Origin of the sequence: Isoptericola sp. NPDC056578 (genome assembly GCF_042793275.1) — a bacterium.
GTDB lineage: Bacteria > Actinomycetota > Actinomycetes > Actinomycetales > Cellulomonadaceae > Isoptericola.
Map to the genome: position 1 here is coordinate 1 of NZ_JBHTVC010000057.1, position 15,757 is coordinate 15,757.

Below are 15,757 nucleotides of genomic sequence, written 5' to 3' on the forward strand. Positions count from 1 at the left end.
CGATCGCTCGTCGTCGGGCCCCGAGCTACCTCGGCAGATCTCGCGCTACCTCGCGGGGGCGGCCTCCGCCGCGTCGACGTCGTCGAGCGCGTCGAGCTCGGCCAGGTCCGCGGCGACGATCTCCGCGATCTGCACGGCGTTGAGCGCCGCGCCCTTGCGCAGGTTGTCGTTCGACACGAACAGCACGAGGCCGCGACCGCCGGGCACGGACTGGTCGGTGCGGATGCGGCCGACGAACGACGGGTCGGCGCCCGCCGCGGCCAGCGGCGTCGGGACGTCCGCCAGCTCGACGCCCGGCGCGGCGGCCAGCAGCTCGCGCGCCCGCTCCGGGGTGATGGCGGCGCCGAACTCGGCGTGGATCGCCAGCGAGTGCCCGGAGAACACCGGCACGCGGACGCAGGTCCCCGCGACGGCCAGGTCGGGCAGGCCGAGGATCTTGCGCGACTCGTTGCGGAGCTTCTGCTCCTCGTCGGTCTCGCCGGAGCCGTCGTCCACGAGGTTGCCCGCCAGCGGCAGCACGTCGAACGCGATCGGCGCGACGTACTTCTCGGGCGCCGGGAAGTCGACCGCCGCGCCGGAGTGCGCCAGCCCCTCGAGGTCGCCGGCGACGGCGGCGCGCGCCTGGTCGGCGAGCTCCTTGACCCCGCCGACCCCCGAGCCCGACACCGCCTGGTAGGTCGCGACGCGCAGGCGCTCCAGCCCGGCCTCGTCGGCCAGCGGCTTGAGCACCGGCATCGCGGCCATCGTGGTGCAGTTCGGGTTGGCGACGATGCCCTTGGCGGCGTCGGCGATCGCCTCCGGGTTCACCTCGGAGACGACCAGCGGGACCTCGGGGTCGAGCCGCCACGCGGACGAGTTGTCGATGACGACGGCGCCCGCCTCGGCGAACCGGGGCGCGTGCTCGCGCGACGTGCCGCCGCCCGCCGAGAAGATCGCGACGTCCACGTCCGCCAGGTCGTCGGTGGCCGTGGCGGCGACGTCCTCGACGACGACGTCCACGCCCTCGAACGGCAGCGTGCTGCCCGCCGAGCGCGCCGAGGCGAAGAACCGCAGCTCCTTGACGGGGAAGGCGCGCTCCGCGAGGAGGCGCCGCAGGACGCCGCCGACCTGGCCGGTGGCACCGACGACGGCGACGTTCACGCCGGTGGTGTTGATCTGGACCATCAGCGCGTCACCGCCCCGTGCCGGCGTAGACGACGGCCTCGCCGTCGGCGGAGTCCAGGTCGAACGCGGTGTGGATGGCGCGCACGGCGTCGTCCAGGGCGTCCTCCCGGGTGACCACCGAGATGCGGATCTCCGAGGTGGAGATCATCTCGATGTTGATGCCCGCGTCGCGCAGGGCGCCGAACAGGCGTGCCGAGACGCCGGGGTGCGACTTCATCCCCGCGCCCACCAGCGACAGCTTGCCGATCTGGTCGTCGTACTGCAGCGACGCGAACCCGAGCTCCTCCTGGAGCGCGTTGAGCGCGGCCAGGGTGCTGGGGCTGTCCGCGTGCGGCAGCGTGAACGAGATGTCCGTGAGCCCGGTGTGGGCCGCCGACACGTTCTGCACGATCATGTCGATGTTCGCGCCCGCTCCGGCCACGACCTCGAAGATGCGGGCCGCGGTGCCGGGCTTGTCCGGCACACCGACGACGGTGATCTTGGCCTCGCTGCGGTCGTGCGCGACGCCGGAGATGATCGGGGCTTCCATCTGGGTTTCCTCCTGCTCGGCCGCCGGGGCGTTCGGGTCGATCGCGTCGCCGTGCGTGCCGGTGACGAGGGTGCCGGTGGTGTTGCTGAACGAGCTGCGCACGTGCACGGGCACGTCGTAGCGGCGCGCGTACTCCACGGCACGCAGGGCCAGGACCTTCGCGCCGGACGCCGCGAGCTCGAGCATCTCCTCGTACGTGACGCGGTCGATCTTGCGGGCGTTCGGGACGATGCGCGGGTCGGCGGTGAACACGCCGTCGACGTCGGTGTAGATCTCGCAGACGTCGGCGTCGAGGCCGGCCGCGAGCGCGACCGCCGTCGTGTCCGAGCCGCCGCGGCCGAGCGTCGTCACGTCGTTGGTGGAGCTGACCCCCTGGAAGCCCGCGACGATCGCGACCTGCCCCTTCTCCACCGTCTCGCGGATGCGGTGCGGCACCACGTCCACGAGCCGCGCGCGGCCGTGCACCGCGTCGGTCATGAGGCCGGCCTGCTGGCCGGTGAAGGACTTCGCCTTGACCCCGAGGTTCGTGATCGCCATCGCGAGCAGGGACATCGAGATGCGCTCACCGGAGGTGAGGAGGATGTCCAGCTCGCGCTGCGGGGGGAGGGGGGTGATCTGCCCGGCGAGGTCGAGGAGCTCGTCCGTGGTGTCGCCCATGGCGCTCACCACGACGACGACGTCGTTCCCCGCTCGCTTGGTCGCGGCGATCCGCTTCGCCACGCGCTTGATGCTGTGGGCGTCGGAGACGGATGATCCGCCGTATTTCTGCACGACTAGTGCCATTGTCACAACCTTCTGCTGGCCGGCCTCCGTCTCTCTCAACGGTCCGCCGGGGCGTGTGCTTGCCCGTCGATGCTACGTCGTCGTCACCTCGTGCCGTGGGCGTGGTCCAGGTCGTGAACACCTCACGGCCCGCTGTGCCAGGTGGCGTCGGTCGTCGGCGCGGGGGCGGCGAGCCGCGCCTCGGCCAGAGGCGGGTGGTCCGCCAGCTCGGCGTTCGCGTCCCGCCTGCTCCCCGCCGTGCGACCGCCGCCCCACCCGAGGAGCGCACGGTAGGCGCCGAGCGACCCGGCCGCCGCGAGCACGTCCTCGTCCGCGTGCGGGCTTCCCGACGGCGCGGGCCCGGCCAGGGGCGCCACGTACAGGGCGTCGGTGGGGCAGTACGCCTCGCACATGAAGCAGGTCTGGCAGTCCGACTGGCGCGCGACGACGGGCACCCCGTCCTCGCCGCGGTCGAACACGTCGGTGGGGCACACCCTGATGCAGATGTCGCACGAGATGCACCGGGCGGCGCTGACGACCTCGATCACGCGGGCACCTCCTCTCTCGTGGTGGACGGCGAGGCCGGCCGTGGGGCGGACAGCGGGGCCGGAGGCCCCTCGGGACGGGTCCAGACGCGGTCCAGCCCTCCCGTGAGGAGGCGGTGTCGCAGCCGCGGGTCGGCGGCGGGCGCGTCCACCCGCCGGTGCATCCCCCGCGACTCCCCGCGCGCGAGCGCGGCGGTCGTGACCCAGCGGGCGTGCGCGACGAGCGACGCCGCGACGCGCGCCCGCAGCCGTTCCCGGCCCTCCCCCGCCAGCCCCGGGACGGCGGCGCCCCACAGCGTCTCGAGCTCTGCCTGCGACGCGCGCAGGCCCGCGGCGGTCCGCAGCACGGTGCGTGCCGGGGGCAGCACGTGCCGCTGGGCCGCGGCGATCACCTCGCGGGCGTCGACGTCGGCCGCCGCGCCGTCCGACGGCCGCAGCCCGGCCCGGCCGAGCGCGTCGACCCGGTCCGGTACGCCGCCGCGGGCGAGGGCGAAGCGGGCGGCGCCCCGGCCCGCCCAGGTGCCCGACGAGATCGCCCAGGCGCCGTTGTGGCTGCCCCCGCCGCTGATCGCGCCGGTGACGAGCTCCCGGGTCGCGGCGTCGCCGGCGGCGTAGAGGCCGGGCACCGTCGTGGCGCAGTCGTCGGTGACGACGCGCAGGCCGCCGGTCCCCCGCACGGTGCCCTCGTAGACCATCCGCAGCGGGTACGCCGTCGTGAACGGGTCCACCCCTGCCTTGTCCAGGGGGACGAAGTAGTTGGGCTGGGCGTCGCGCATCTTCTGGTGGATCTCGCGCGGCGCCCGGTCGAGGCGCGCGTACACGCGCTGCCCCTGCACCAGGAGCGACTGAGCGAGCTGCCGGCCCGGCCCGTCGTCGCCCGCGCCGAGCGCCTCGCCCCGCTCGTCGTAGAAGGTGGCCCACTGGAGCATCCGCCCCTTGGTGTGCACGCCCCACTCCGGGGCGAGCGCATACGCCGTGGAGAACTCCATGCCGGACAGCTCGGCCCCGGCCTCCACCGCCATGAGGACGCCCTCGCCCGTGTCGACGTTCGTGCCGAAGCCGCCGGCGAGGGCGGCGCACCCGCCGGTGGCGACGACGACCGCGCGGGCGCGCACCCGCCACGGCCGTCCGCCGTCCTGGCGGGCGACGCCGGCCGCGCCGCTGACGAGGCCGTCCCGGTCGGCGACGAGCTCGAGCGCCGGGTGGTGGTCGAGGAGTCGGACCCCCGCGCGGTGGACGGCCCGGCGCATCCGGCGCATGTACTCCGGCCCCTGGAGGCTGCTGCGCACGGGCGCCCCCGCGGCGTCGTGCGGGAAGGGGTAGCCCTTGGCGGCGAGCACGTCGAGCTGCTCCCACGTGGTCTCCAGGACCCGGGCCATCCAGGTGTCGTCGGTGAGGTGGCCGCCCTTCTCGGCGCGCGCCCGGGCCGCCCGCACGCGGGCCTCGCCGGGCTCGACGAGCCACAGGTTGTTGCCGCCCGAGGCCGTGGCACCACTGGTGCCGCAGTACCCCTTGTCGGCGAGCACGACCTCGGCCCCCGCCCCGGCGGCCGCCAGAGCGGCCCACGTGCCGGCGGGGCCGCCGCCGAGGACGAGCACGTCGGCCCAGGCTTCGAGGGCGTCCGCCCCGCTCACGTGCCGACCTTCTCGTCGACGCCGAGCTCGGCGAGCAGCCGGGCACGCAGGGCCGCGAACCCGTCGACGGACCGGGATCGCGGCGCGTCGAGCGTCACCGGCAGGTCCAACGAGATCCGACCGGCCGTCAGGACGACCACCCGGTCGGCGAGGAGCACGGCCTCGTCGACGTCGTGCGTCACGTGCAGCACGGCGGGCCGGTGCCGCTCCCACAGGTCGCGCAGCAGCCCGTACATCTTGAGCCGTGTGAGGGCGTCGAGCGCGCCGAACGGCTCGTCGAGCAGCAGCAGCTGCGGTTCGCGCACGAGGGCCCTGGCGAGCGACACCCGCTGCGCCTCGCCGCCCGACAGCGTCCGCGGCCAGGCGTCGGTCTTGGACTCCAGCCCGACCTCCGCCAGGGCGGCCCGGCCGCGCTCCGCGGCGTCCGGCCCGCGGAGCCCGAAGACGACGTTCGCCAGCACGCGCCGCCACGGCAGCAGCCGGGGGTTCTGGAAGACGACGGCGGGCGACGGCACGACGCGCACGGTGCCGCCCACGTCGGGGTCGAGCCCGGCGAGGGCGCGCAGCAGCGTGCTCTTCCCGGACCCGCTGTGGCCCAGCATCGCGACGAACTGGCCGCGCGGGACGACGAGGTCCAGCCCGTCGAGCACCACCTGCTCGCCGAACGCGCGTCGCGCGCCCCGCACGACGACGGCGTCCTGCGCCGCCGTCATGCCGCCACCCCCGTGAACCCCGCGCGCCAGGCGAGCAGCCGGTGCTCGAGGTGCCGCACGAGCGCATAGCTGAGCAGCCCGGCGACGGCGTAGATGAGGATGATGAGCACCGACACGTCGAACTGCAGCATCGTCTGGGCGCGGGACATCAGGTAGCCGATGCCCTGCGTGGTGTTGATCGTCTCGGCGAAGATGAGGCTCAGCCAGGCGCTGCTGAGCCCGAGCCGCAGCCCCACGAGGAATCCGGGCGCGGCGCCCGGCAGCACCACCTGCGTCACCAGCTGCCACCGGCTGACGCCCAGCGTCTGGGCCACCTCGACGAGCTGCGCGTCCACGTTCCGGATGCCGCCGTAGGTGTTGATGTAGATGGCGATGCCCACGCCGAGCACGATGAGGACGATCTTGGGCTCCTCGCCGATCCCCATCCAGATGATGAGCAGGGGCAGGAGAGCGAAGTTCGGCACGGCCTTGAGGATCTGCATCGTGGAGTCCAGGAGGTCCTCCCCGGTGCGGGTCAGGCCGGCGACGACGGCGAGCGCACCGCCGACCAGCACGCCGATCACGGTGCCGACGACGACGCGCGCCAGCGAGGCCCCGACGTGCGTCTGGAGCTCGCCCGACACGACGAGCTCCCACGTACGGGCGGCGACCGCCAGCGGCGGCGGGAACAGGTCGCGGTTCAGCAGCCCCAGCTCGCTGGCGACGGCCCAGGCCAGGAGGAGCACCACCGGCCCGGTCAGCCTCCGGACGCGGCGCGGCACCCGCGACCAGGGCCCGCGGCGGGGGCGCCCGCCGGCGGTCACGTCCACGAGGCCGTCCGGGGCCCCGCCCGCGGGGGCGGGCGCGGCGGCCGGTCGGCTCTCGAGCGTCGGCGCCGCCATCAGGAGACCCCTGCCCACTCGCGGACGTCGAAGGCCTCGTCGAACGCGCCGTCGTCGTGCAGGAAGTCGTGCGCGGACTGGAGCTGGTCCAGGCCGGCGTCGGGGTACGGCTCGAGGGTGAACTCGTCCTCGTGCGTCGCCTCGCGCACGAGGTCGACGTCCACGCCGTCCGTCTCGGCGACCCACTGCGTGTACTCGTCGAAGCGGTCGACGATGCTCTGGTTCGTCGCGACGACGGCGCCCTGCCAGGCCGCGCGGAACCCGGGGTGGGCGTCGACGAACTCCGTCGACGCGATCGTCGCGCCGGTGCTCTCGAGGCCGTGGTCCGACGTGCGGTCGATCACGGGGAACCCCTTGCGCGCGAGCTCGACGGCGCTCGCACCGCCCACGAGGGTGGCGTCGACGGAGCCGGAGCTGAGCCCGGCGATCGACTCCGGGGTGCCGAGGTCCTTCACCTCGATCTGGTCGGCCAGGCCGGCGGCCTCGACGAGCTGGTGGGCGGACCGGTCGCGGATGGTGCCCTGCGGCGCCGTCACGTCCTTGCCGACGAGGCCCTCGATCGTGGTGGGGCCGCCGGGCGCGCCGATCAGCCAGGTGTCGCCGTTGATCGAGTCGAGCGCGAGCAGCTCGACCTCGGCCCCGTTGCCGCGGGCCGTGAGCGCCGGGTTGTCGCCCACCGCGGCGACGTCGACGGCGCCGCCCAGCAGCGCGGCGACGACGTCCTTGCCCGACTGGAAGAAGGAGTACTCGATCTTGTCGACGCCGGCGTCCTTCAGCTCGTCGAGCAGGATCCCCTCCTTGTCGCCCCAGCCGAGGGAGCCGGCCGGCGTCCCGGTGACGGACGTGGCGCCCACGCGGAGCGTCCCCACGGACGCGTCCTCGCCGGAGCCCGTGTCGGCCTGCGACGCCGCCGAACAGGCCGACAGGGCGACGACGAGCGCCGCCCCGAGCAGGGCGTGGGCAGGGCGGACGGAGAACGCGGGCACGGTCATGAGGACTCCTCGGAGACGGGCGGACGGGTCGTCGGCACGCGCCGGAAACTAGATCCCCCCGAGCGGATTGGTCGAGATCGGGGGAATCGTCTTGCCATCTGGACATCCGCCGTCTGGCGGATGGGGTGCGGCGCCACACGTCGACCGGCCCGTGCCGCCGTGCACCGCGTCGCACGCCCGCACGTGCCGGTCTATGTTGGCGTCGTCCACCTGCCATCCGTGCCAGGAGACCGACCGATGACAGCACACCGCTGGACATCCGCCGCCGCCACCGTGGTGCTCGCGCTCGTCGCCACCGGGGCTCCCGCGGCCGTGGCGACGCCGCACCTCGCGGAGCGGTCCGCCACGACGCCCGCCGGAGGCTCCGCGGGCGACGACCCGTCCGCCGTCGAGGCGACCGTCAGGACGACCCCGGCGGGGGCACCCGACCCGGCCACCGCCCGCACCCTCGGCTCGGATCCGGCGCGGACCACGACCAGCGGGGACGTCCTCGCCGCCGCCTCCGACGTCAGCGGGTTCGCGACCGTCGGGGTCACCTGGGCCGGTCCCGCCGCCGCCGGCCTGGTCATCAGGGCCCGCACCTCGGACGACGGGGGCGCCACCTGGTCGGGGTGGAGCCCCCTGGAGATCGAGGCGCTCGACCCCGACGCGGCCGAGGGAGGGTCGGCCCCCCTCGTCGTCGGGGACGTGGACCAGGTCCAGGTGGCGGTCGAGAACGTGGCGGCCGAGGACGTGCACGACGTCGAGCTCGTCGCCGTCGACCCCGGCCAGGGCGCGGTGGACCGAGCCGCCGCGGACTCGTCGCTCGACGACGCCGGCGGCTTGTCGCCCTTCGGGAAGGGTGCCGGCGGCGCCGTGTCGCTCGCCGGCGCCGTGGCGGCCGGGGACCAGCACGACGGGCCCGCCATCCGCTCCCGCGCCGACTGGGGTGCCGACGAGTCCCTCATGACCTGGACCCCTCGGCAGGGCCAGGTCAAGGGCGCGATCATCCACCACACCGCCGGCACCAACGGCTACACGTCCGCGCAGGTGCCGTCGATCATCCGTGGCATCTACACGTACCACGCGAAGACCCGCGGCTGGGGCGACATCGGGTACAACTTCCTCGTCGACCGGTGGGGCCGCACCTGGGAGGGCCGCGACGGCGGCGTCGAGCTCGAGATCGTCGGCGCGCACGCCGTGGGGGTCAACGACGAGACCGTCGGGGTGTCGGTCCTCGGCGACTACGAGCAGGCCACCGTCAGCGACGCGGCCGTCCGCGGCGTCATCGACCTGCTGGCGTGGAAGCTCGCCCTGCACGGCGTCCCGGCCCGCGGCCACACCACCCTCGACGGCTCGCGCGAGGCCAGGATCTCCGGGCACCGCGACGTGGGCAGCACCGCCTGTCCGGGGGCCTCGATCTACCGGCGCCTGGCCGAGATCCGCAGCAAGGTCGCGAGCGGCCAGGCCAGGTGGCGACACCTGTGGAACACGAGCACCGGGTACCTCGTCGAGTACCGCCCCCACCTCTCCCGCGACGAGGTGTGGTTCGTCTCCGGCGGCACGCGGCATCTCCTCACGAGCACCAGGGCTCGTGCGGCGCTGGCGGAGCGGCTCGGCCGGGCCTCGTACGCGAGCCACACGTTCCTGACGAGCCTGGAGCGGGGCACCGACTTCGACTCCCGCTGGGCCCGGGTGCCGTCCGGCCGCTACGTCATGCTGGACGGCAACGGCGACCTCATGTGGGCGACCGCCTGCGACACCGTGCGCCACTGGGGTGGCGACTGCACCGACCCGCGGATCCCCGACAGGGCCAGGAACGCCTTCGACGTCGAGCCCATCTCGTTCTTCGCCAGGTCCGAGCGCACCGGCTACCTCTACCGGATCCACGACGGCCGCCGGGAGCGCGTCTACACCAGGGACGCCTGGTGGCGGCTCACCCGCGCGGTCGGCTGGACCGAGCTGCGGGACGTGAGGGTGACGTCAGCCCTGCTGAACGAGTTCCCCGCGGGCCCCTCGCACCGCTAGGCGCCGGTGACGACGTCGTAGCCCAGCTTCACGATCAGCGCGCCCACGACGACGACGAAGATGACGCGCACGAAGGCGCTGCCCTTCGCCACGGCCATGCGCGCCCCGACGTACGCGCCGACGAGGTTGGCGGCGCCGATCATCAGCCCCAGGCCCCACAGCACGGCGCCGTGCGGCACGAAGAACAGCAGCGCGCCGAGGTTGGTCGCGAAGTTGACGATCTTCGCCAGCGCCGACGCCGGCAGGAAGGCGTAGCCGAGCACGCTCACCAGCGCGATGACGAGGAACGTGCCGGTGCCCGGGCCGAGCAGGCCGTCGTACGCGCCGATGACGAGGCCGATGCCGGCGGCCGTCCAGCGGTGCCGGTTGCCCTCCCAGCGCAGGTTGTCGTGCGCGCCCAGCTTCGGCTTGAGCACCGTGTACGTGGCCACCCCGATCAGCACCACGAGGATGATCGGCTTGAACAGGTCGGCGGGGATGCGGCTGGCCAGCGCGGCGCCGCCGAAGGCCCCGGCCAGCGCGGCGAGCGCCATCGGGCCCGCCGTCGTGAGGTCCGGGCCCACCCGGCGGTAGTACGTGATCGCGCTGGTGGACGTGCCCATGATCGAGCCGAGCTTGTTGGTGGCCAGCGCCTGCACCGGCGAGATCCCCGGCACCAGCAGCAGCGCGGGCAGCTGGATCAGCCCGCCACCGCCGACGACGGCGTCGACCCAGCCGGCCGTGAGCCCGGCCAGCACGAGCAGCACGATGGTGAGGGTGTCGAGGTCGGGCACCGGGGAATCCTGTCATGCCCGCCGACGCCGATCGGCGCCCGTCCCACCGCCCACCGCCCCACGACCGCCGCCCCGTGCCACCCTGGGAGGCATGACGGACGAGCAGCGCCCCGCCGTCGCGGCGACCGGCACCGTCGAGCACGGGCCCGGCCGGCGCGAGCTCGTCGTCGTGCGCAGGTTCGACGCCGACGCCGCCGACGTGTGGGCCAGCATCACCGAGCCGGGCCTGCTCGAGGCGTGGGTCGGCCGCTGGGAGGGCGACCCGGCGACCGGCACGGTCCAGTTCTTCATGACCGCCGAGAGCCCGGACGCCGAGGCCGCCGAGTGCGTCATCACGCGGTGCGAGCCGCCGCGCGGGTACGCCGTCGACACGGCCACGCCGGGCGGGGTCTGGCACCTGGCGCTCGACCTCGCGGAGGCGGACGGGGTGACGACGCTGACGTTCCGGCAGCGGCTGGGCCCGGACGACGACGCCGCCTCGATCGGTCCCGGGTGGGAGTACTACCTCGACCGGCTCGTCGCGGTGCGCTCGGGGCGGGGTGCGGACACGGTGGCGTGGGAGTCGTACTACCCCGCGCAGCGCGAGCACTACGCCCGCGCGGCGACCGCCGCGGGCTGACGCCCCGGCTCAGGAGTGCAGGGCGTCGTACTCCGCCTCGGCGGCGACGTCGTCCGCGACGTCGAGCCGCAGGTGCGCGAGCACCCCCTGCAGCACGCGCAGCGCCGACGACGCCCGCTCGCCCCACGAGGACAGGTAGCTGAACTGCCACCACCACAGGCCCTCGAGCTCGTGCCCGTCGTCGAAGTGCTGCAGGCCCTTGGCGATCTCCTCGGCGACGCACGCCAGGTCGCCGGACAGCGTCGCGGGCGCGACCTCGGCGCTCAGCGCCGGGTCGGACACCTCGACGTAGTCGTCGAAGCCGTCGAACATCTGCGCGAGCGCGTCACGCAGCGGGTCCACGTCGGTCTCGGGCCCGGCGTCGGGCTCCCACCGCTCGGCGGGGACGACGTCCACGATGGCGGCGAGGCGCGCCCCCGCGGACAGCAGGTCGGACGTCGCGAGGATGAGCAGCGCGATCTCCGCGCCCGGTGCGGCGCCGGACGCGACCTGCGTCGTCGTCGACAGGAACGTCCGCGCCTGCGCGGACATCTGCTCGGCGACGTCCCGGAACTCGGATCCGGCCTCGATCTCACCCACGGGGTCCCCTCCTCCTGCGTCGTGGTCTCGACAGGCTCGACCGACGGTTGCGGGAGCCGGTCAGCCGCCGACGACCCGCCGGCCCTCGAACGCGCGACCGAGGGTCACCTCGTCCGCGTACTCCAAGTCTCCCCCGACGGGCAGACCCGACGCGAGGCGGGAGACGGTGACGCCCATGGGCGCGATGAGCCGCGACAGGTACGTGGCCGTCGCCTCGCCCTCGATGTTGGGGTCGGTGGCGAGGATGACCTCGGTGACCGTGCCGTCGGCCAGGCGCGTCATGAGCTGGCTGATGCGCAGGTCGTCGGGGCCGACGTTCTCGATCGGGTTGATGGCGCCGCCGAGCACGTGGTACCTGCCCCGGAACTCGCGGGTGCGCTCGATCGCGACGACGTCCTTGGGCTCCTCGACGACGCAGATCACGTCGTCGGAGCGGCGCGGGTCGGCGCAGATGCGGCATCTCTCCGACTCCGCGACGTTGCCGCACGTCTCGCAGAACTGCACGCGCGCCTTGACCTCGGTGAGCGCGTCGGCGAGCCGGCGCACGTCGGCGGCGTCCGCCGCGAGCAGGTGGAACGCGATGCGCTGCGCGCTCTTGGGCCCGACGCCGGGGAGGCGGCCGAGCTCGTCGATCAGGTCCTGGACTGCGCCCTCGTACACAAGGGTCCAGCCTACGGGCTGGCGGGGACGGTCCGGCCTCTCAGAGCCAGCCCTTGGCACGCGCCAGCCGGACGGCCTCGTGCCGGTTCGCGACCCCCAGCTTGGCCACGGCGGACGACAGGTAGTTGCGCACCGTGCCGGGGGCCAGCGCGGCCCGCTCGGCGATCTCCTCCACGGGCGCGCCGTCGGCGGCGAGCTCGAGCACGTCCGCCTCGCGGGCGGTCAGGGGCGAGTCGCCCGCGGAGATCGCGTCGGCCGCGAGCTCCGGGTCCACGTACCGGCCGCCGCCCGCGACCTGTCGCACGGCGCCCGCCAGAACGGCCGCCGACACCGACTTGGGCAGGAAGCCCCGCACCCCCGCGGCGAGCGCCTTCTTGAGGTGCCCGGGCCGGCCGTGGCTCGTGACGATGACGACACCGCAGGCCGGCACCGTCCTGCGGACCGCCTCGGCGACCTCGATCCCGTCGGCGCCCGGCATCTGCAGGTCGAGCACCGCCACGTCGGGGGCGTGCCGCTCGATCGTCGCCACGGCCTCCGTCCCGTTCCCCGCGACCGCCACGACCTCGAGATCGTCCTCCAGGGCGAGCAGCTGGGCGACCGCGTCCCGGATCAGCGTCTCGTCGTCGGCGAGCACCACGCGGATCACCCGTCCACCTCCCCCGGCACGCGGGCCGTGAGGACGAACCGGTCGCCGTCGGCCGCCACGTCGAGCGCTCCCCCGACGGCGGCGAGCCGCTCCCGCAGCCCGACCAGGCCGGCGCCGCCCTCCAGCCCGGCCACCCCGGCGACGCCCACGCGGGCTCCGTCGTTGCTCACCCTCAGCACCATCTCCCCCGTCTCCTCCTGCCTGTCCAGATCGATCCGGCACTCGCGCGCGGCCGAGTGCCGCACGATGTTCGTGACGGCCTCGCGCACCACCCAGGCCAAGGCGTCGGCCTGCGGGGCCGCCAGCTCCGGCACCTCGCCCACGACCCGCACGGTCACCCCCGCCGCGCGCAGCACGGACCGGGCCCCGTCGAGCTCCGTCGACAGGTCGGCCGCCCGATAGCCGGCGACGACGCCGCGCACCTCGCGCAGGGAGTCCTGGGCGAGCGTGCGCACGTCGTCCATCTCGTCGGCACCCCGCGGGTCGCCGCGACGCGCGAGCGCGGCCGCGAGCTCGGACTTCACCGCGACGGCGGACAGCGCGCGTCCGACGACGTCGTGCATGTCGCGCGCGATGCGCAGCCGCTCCTCCGCGACGGCGAGCCGCGCCGAGGCCTGCCGCGCGGTGTCGAGCTCGCGCACCACCTCGACGATCCACATGGACAGCCGCACCGTCGACGCCCAGAACAGGAGGAAGACGTACGCGCCCAGGCCGGTGCCGAGCGCGGACGCGACCGTCCCGGCGCTCGCGTCGGAGGCGAGCCGGACGCCGATCACGACGACCGGCACCGCGAGACCGACGGTCAGCACGCGCCGGATCGGGGTCGCGACGGCGAGGGCCCCGCAGGTCGCCGCCCCGGCCACCGCGATCATCATGCTGCGCGGGTCGCCCATGAGGCCGCCCCCGACGGCCGCGGGCAGCACGAGGACGGACACGAGCCAGACGGCGCCCGTCACCGCGAGCAGCGCCACGACCACCGGGCGGGGGCGCCGCCCGGTGGTCAGCGGCTCGTCGAACCCGACGTGGATGGTGCCGAGGCACAGCGCCATGTGGACGAGGCCCAGGCACGCCAGGACCGCCGCCGCGCCGACCGCGGGCACCTCGTCCGTGCCGGCCAGCGCCGCCACCGCGTACAGGTAGAAGAAGGGCTCGAGGAGGACGAACGAGTAGAGGCTCACGCGGGTGTACGTCTCGACCCCGCGCGCACCACCCGCCAGGGCCGTGCCGGGCCGACGACGTGTTCTCACGCCGTCAGCCTGCCACGATGCCGGGGCCGGCCGCCCCGGCGGGAGGTGGGTCACCGACGCGGCTCCCAGCGCATCCACCGCCGGGCGGCGAGCGCGCCCACGACCGTCCACGCGGCGAGCACGGCCACGGGCAGCGCGGCCGCGCCGAACGTCTCGGCGAACGTGACCACCTGCCCGTCCCCGTCGATCCCGCCGGCGCCGAGCAGCATGAGGTCCGTGATCGGGCGCAGCGGGGTGAACGTGCCGATCGTGTCGAGCACGCCGCTCGACGCACCGGGCGCGCCGAACAGCCCGGCGAACGGGATCGCGACGACGAGCAGCGGCAGCGTGGTGAGCTGCGCGGACTCCACGGTGCGGGACAGGCCGGACGTCGCGGCGGCCAGCAGCGTGAGCATCGCGGCCCCGCCGAGCACGGCCACGACGACGAGCAGCGGGTTGACGAACGCGGGCGGCGTGAGGAACACCGACACCGCGACGGTTCCCAGCACCGTCTGCGCCAGCGCCACCACGAGCGCCGGGACGGCCGTGCCGACCAGGAGCTCCGCGCGGGAGCACTCCCCCACGAGGTAGCGCTTGAGCACCAGCTCCTCGCGCCGGGCCACGAACGCGACGGTGAGGTTGTAGTAGACGACGAACGCGAGCGCCATGAACGTCAGCAGGTTCAGCAGGACGGCGCCCGTCGCGGCGGGGGCCTCGTCGCCGATGCCGCCGACCGCGGCGAACAGCCCGACCGTCATCGGCGGCAGGGCGAGCGCGTTGAACAGCGCGGTGCGGTTGCGCACCAGCAGGCGCAGCTCCGCGCGGGCGAGGGCTGCGACGCGGCGGCCGCCGCCGCCCGTGCCCGTCGCGGCCCGCCGGCGGGCCGGGGTGGTGGTCGTCGTGGTCATGCCGCTGCCTCCGTGTCGGTCGTGCGGTGCGCGTCGGCGCCGTCGTCGAGGGCGAGGAACGCCTGCTCGAGCGACGCCGCCCGGGCGTCGAGGTCGTCCAGCCGCAGGCGCCGCGCCTCGGCCCACTGGAGCAGGGTGAGCAGGTCGTCCTGCAGGCGCGTGGTGCGCAGGCGCAGGCGGCCCGTGCGGTCGACGTCGGGGACGCCGACGACGCCCGCCAGCGCGGGCAGGTCCGCCACGGCGGGCGCGACGGCCCGGCCGCCGTCGTTGCGCACCACGGCCTCCACGCGGGCGGGCTCCGCGGCGACGACGTCGGCGACCGACCCCGTCCGCACCACGCGGCCGGCCTGCATGATCGCGATGCGGTCGGCGAGCTGCTCCGCCTCCTCCAGGTAGTGGGTGGTGAGCAGCACCGTGGTGCCGGCGTCGAGCATGCCCTGCACCAGCGCCCAGGTGGCGCGGCGGCTCTCCGGGTCGAGGCCGGTGGTGGGCTCGTCGAGGAAGAGGAGCTCGGGGTCGCCCATCGTGGCGAGCGCGAGGTCCAGGCGGCGCTTCTCCCCGCCCGAGAGGCTGGCGACACGCACGTCCGCGCGGTGCTCCAGCCCCACGGCGCCGAGGACGTCGGCGACCGGGCGCGGCCGCGACAGGGTGCCCGCCCAGGTGCGCGCCGTCTCCGCGACGGTGAGGTCGCCGGAGAACCCGGCGCTCTGCAGCATGATCCCGAGGGAGCGGACGACGTGCCGCCGCTCCCGGTACGGGTCGCGACCGAGCACCCGCACCGTGCCGCCGGAGGCGGGCGCGAGCCCCTCGACGAGCTCGACGAACGACGTCTTGCCCGCCCCGTTGGTGCCGAGCAGGGCGACGAGCTCCCCGCGGTGGACGTCGAGGTCGACCCCGCGGACGGCCTCGAACGCGCCGTACCGGCGGCGTGCCCCGCGGACGTGGACGATGGGTTCCGAAGTCATGCCTCCACCCTCGCGGCGGCGCGTCGTCGCAGGTAGTGCCGCCCGTCACCGGGTTCCGTGAGGAGCGCACGGACGGGCCGTGACATCTGTCATGCCGTCCCGGTGACGGGCTGATGTCCCCCGGGTGACGGGTCCGGGAACTCTGCGCCCAGGA

At 74.8% G+C, this 15,757-nt stretch carries 16 protein-coding genes; 2 read left to right on the top strand and 14 right to left on the bottom strand.

Annotation, left to right across the window (positions count from 1 at the left end):
- Nucleotides 1–45 precede the first annotated feature (45 nt).
- The 7 genes from ACFQ80_RS18040 to ACFQ80_RS18070 all read right to left on the bottom strand — a co-directional run bounded on the left by ACFQ80_RS18040 (nucleotide 46) and on the right by ACFQ80_RS18070 (nucleotide 7,220).
- Nucleotides 46–1,164 (bottom strand): aspartate-semialdehyde dehydrogenase, encoded by a 1,119-nt coding sequence (locus tag ACFQ80_RS18040; RefSeq protein WP_430564609.1) that lies wholly within the window; start codon nucleotides 1,162–1,164, stop codon nucleotides 46–48.
- Between the two features lie 7 nt (nucleotides 1,165–1,171).
- Nucleotides 1,172–2,476, bottom strand: a complete 1,305-nt coding sequence (locus tag ACFQ80_RS18045; RefSeq protein ID WP_429734073.1) for an aspartate kinase — start codon at nucleotides 2,474–2,476, stop codon at nucleotides 1,172–1,174.
- Nucleotides 2,477–2,598: 122 nt separating this feature from the next.
- Nucleotides 2,599–3,003, bottom strand: coding sequence for a 4Fe-4S dicluster domain-containing protein (locus tag ACFQ80_RS18050; RefSeq protein ID WP_430564610.1), 405 nt, complete (start codon nucleotides 3,001–3,003; stop codon nucleotides 2,599–2,601).
- Nucleotides 3,000–4,634: an FAD-binding protein gene (locus tag ACFQ80_RS18055; protein WP_430564611.1), complete on the bottom strand. Its 1,635-nt coding sequence runs from the start codon at nucleotides 4,632–4,634 to the stop codon at nucleotides 3,000–3,002. Before ACFQ80_RS18055 ends, ACFQ80_RS18050 begins: the two co-directional genes overlap by 4 nt.
- On the bottom strand, nucleotides 4,631–5,347 hold the full coding sequence (locus ACFQ80_RS18060; RefSeq protein ID WP_430564612.1) for an ABC transporter ATP-binding protein: 717 nt from the start codon (nucleotides 5,345–5,347) through the stop codon (nucleotides 4,631–4,633). The genes ACFQ80_RS18055 and ACFQ80_RS18060 overlap by 4 nt, the downstream gene beginning before the upstream one ends.
- Nucleotides 5,344–6,228 (bottom strand): ABC transporter permease, encoded by an 885-nt coding sequence (locus tag ACFQ80_RS18065; protein WP_430564613.1) that lies wholly within the window; start codon nucleotides 6,226–6,228, stop codon nucleotides 5,344–5,346. Before ACFQ80_RS18065 ends, ACFQ80_RS18060 begins: the two co-directional genes overlap by 4 nt.
- Nucleotides 6,228–7,220: an ABC transporter substrate-binding protein gene (locus ACFQ80_RS18070; RefSeq protein ID WP_430564614.1), complete on the bottom strand. Its 993-nt coding sequence runs from the start codon at nucleotides 7,218–7,220 to the stop codon at nucleotides 6,228–6,230. Before ACFQ80_RS18070 ends, ACFQ80_RS18065 begins: the two co-directional genes overlap by 1 nt.
- Before the next feature lie 237 nt (nucleotides 7,221–7,457).
- Here ACFQ80_RS18070 and ACFQ80_RS18075 point away from each other — a divergent pair, with 237 nt between their 5' ends.
- On the top strand, nucleotides 7,458–9,227 hold the full coding sequence (locus tag ACFQ80_RS18075) for an N-acetylmuramoyl-L-alanine amidase (RefSeq protein ID WP_430564615.1): 1,770 nt from the start codon (nucleotides 7,458–7,460) through the stop codon (nucleotides 9,225–9,227).
- On the opposite strand, the gene ACFQ80_RS18080 is transcribed toward ACFQ80_RS18075, so the two are convergent.
- Nucleotides 9,224–10,000, bottom strand: coding sequence for a TSUP family transporter (locus ACFQ80_RS18080; protein WP_430551304.1), 777 nt, complete (start codon nucleotides 9,998–10,000; stop codon nucleotides 9,224–9,226). The two genes, ACFQ80_RS18075 and ACFQ80_RS18080, sit on opposite strands and share 4 nt — an antisense overlap.
- A gap of 91 nt (nucleotides 10,001–10,091) precedes the next feature.
- Here ACFQ80_RS18080 and ACFQ80_RS18085 point away from each other — a divergent pair, with 91 nt between their 5' ends.
- A complete protein-coding gene (locus tag ACFQ80_RS18085) occupies nucleotides 10,092–10,619 on the top strand; it encodes an SRPBCC domain-containing protein (protein ID WP_430551305.1) in 528 nt (175 codons plus the stop codon).
- Nucleotides 10,620–10,628: 9 nt separating this feature from the next.
- On the opposite strand, the gene ACFQ80_RS18090 is transcribed toward ACFQ80_RS18085, so the two are convergent.
- Genes ACFQ80_RS18090 through ACFQ80_RS18115 form a run of 6 tightly spaced genes read right to left on the bottom strand, consistent with a single transcriptional unit; the run spans nucleotide 10,629 to nucleotide 15,603 of the window.
- Nucleotides 10,629–11,198, bottom strand: coding sequence for a DUF5063 domain-containing protein (locus ACFQ80_RS18090; protein ID WP_430564616.1), 570 nt, complete (start codon nucleotides 11,196–11,198; stop codon nucleotides 10,629–10,631).
- Nucleotides 11,199–11,258: 60 nt separating this feature from the next.
- The gene (gene recR / locus ACFQ80_RS18095) at nucleotides 11,259–11,858 is read right to left on the bottom strand and encodes a recombination mediator RecR (RefSeq protein ID WP_429766609.1); all 600 of its coding nucleotides are present in this window, start codon (nucleotides 11,856–11,858) and stop codon (nucleotides 11,259–11,261) included.
- 40 nt (nucleotides 11,859–11,898) lie between these two features.
- Nucleotides 11,899–12,504, bottom strand: coding sequence for a response regulator (locus tag ACFQ80_RS18100; RefSeq protein ID WP_430557297.1), 606 nt, complete (start codon nucleotides 12,502–12,504; stop codon nucleotides 11,899–11,901).
- Nucleotides 12,501–13,751, bottom strand: coding sequence for a sensor histidine kinase (locus ACFQ80_RS18105; protein ID WP_430551308.1), 1,251 nt, complete (start codon nucleotides 13,749–13,751; stop codon nucleotides 12,501–12,503). The genes ACFQ80_RS18100 and ACFQ80_RS18105 overlap by 4 nt, the downstream gene beginning before the upstream one ends.
- Before the next feature lie 50 nt (nucleotides 13,752–13,801).
- The gene (locus tag ACFQ80_RS18110) at nucleotides 13,802–14,638 is read right to left on the bottom strand and encodes an ABC transporter permease (protein WP_430564617.1); all 837 of its coding nucleotides are present in this window, start codon (nucleotides 14,636–14,638) and stop codon (nucleotides 13,802–13,804) included.
- Nucleotides 14,635–15,603, bottom strand: coding sequence for an ABC transporter ATP-binding protein (locus ACFQ80_RS18115; protein ID WP_430551310.1), 969 nt, complete (start codon nucleotides 15,601–15,603; stop codon nucleotides 14,635–14,637). Before ACFQ80_RS18115 ends, ACFQ80_RS18110 begins: the two co-directional genes overlap by 4 nt.
- Nucleotides 15,604–15,757: the final 154 nt, after the last annotated feature.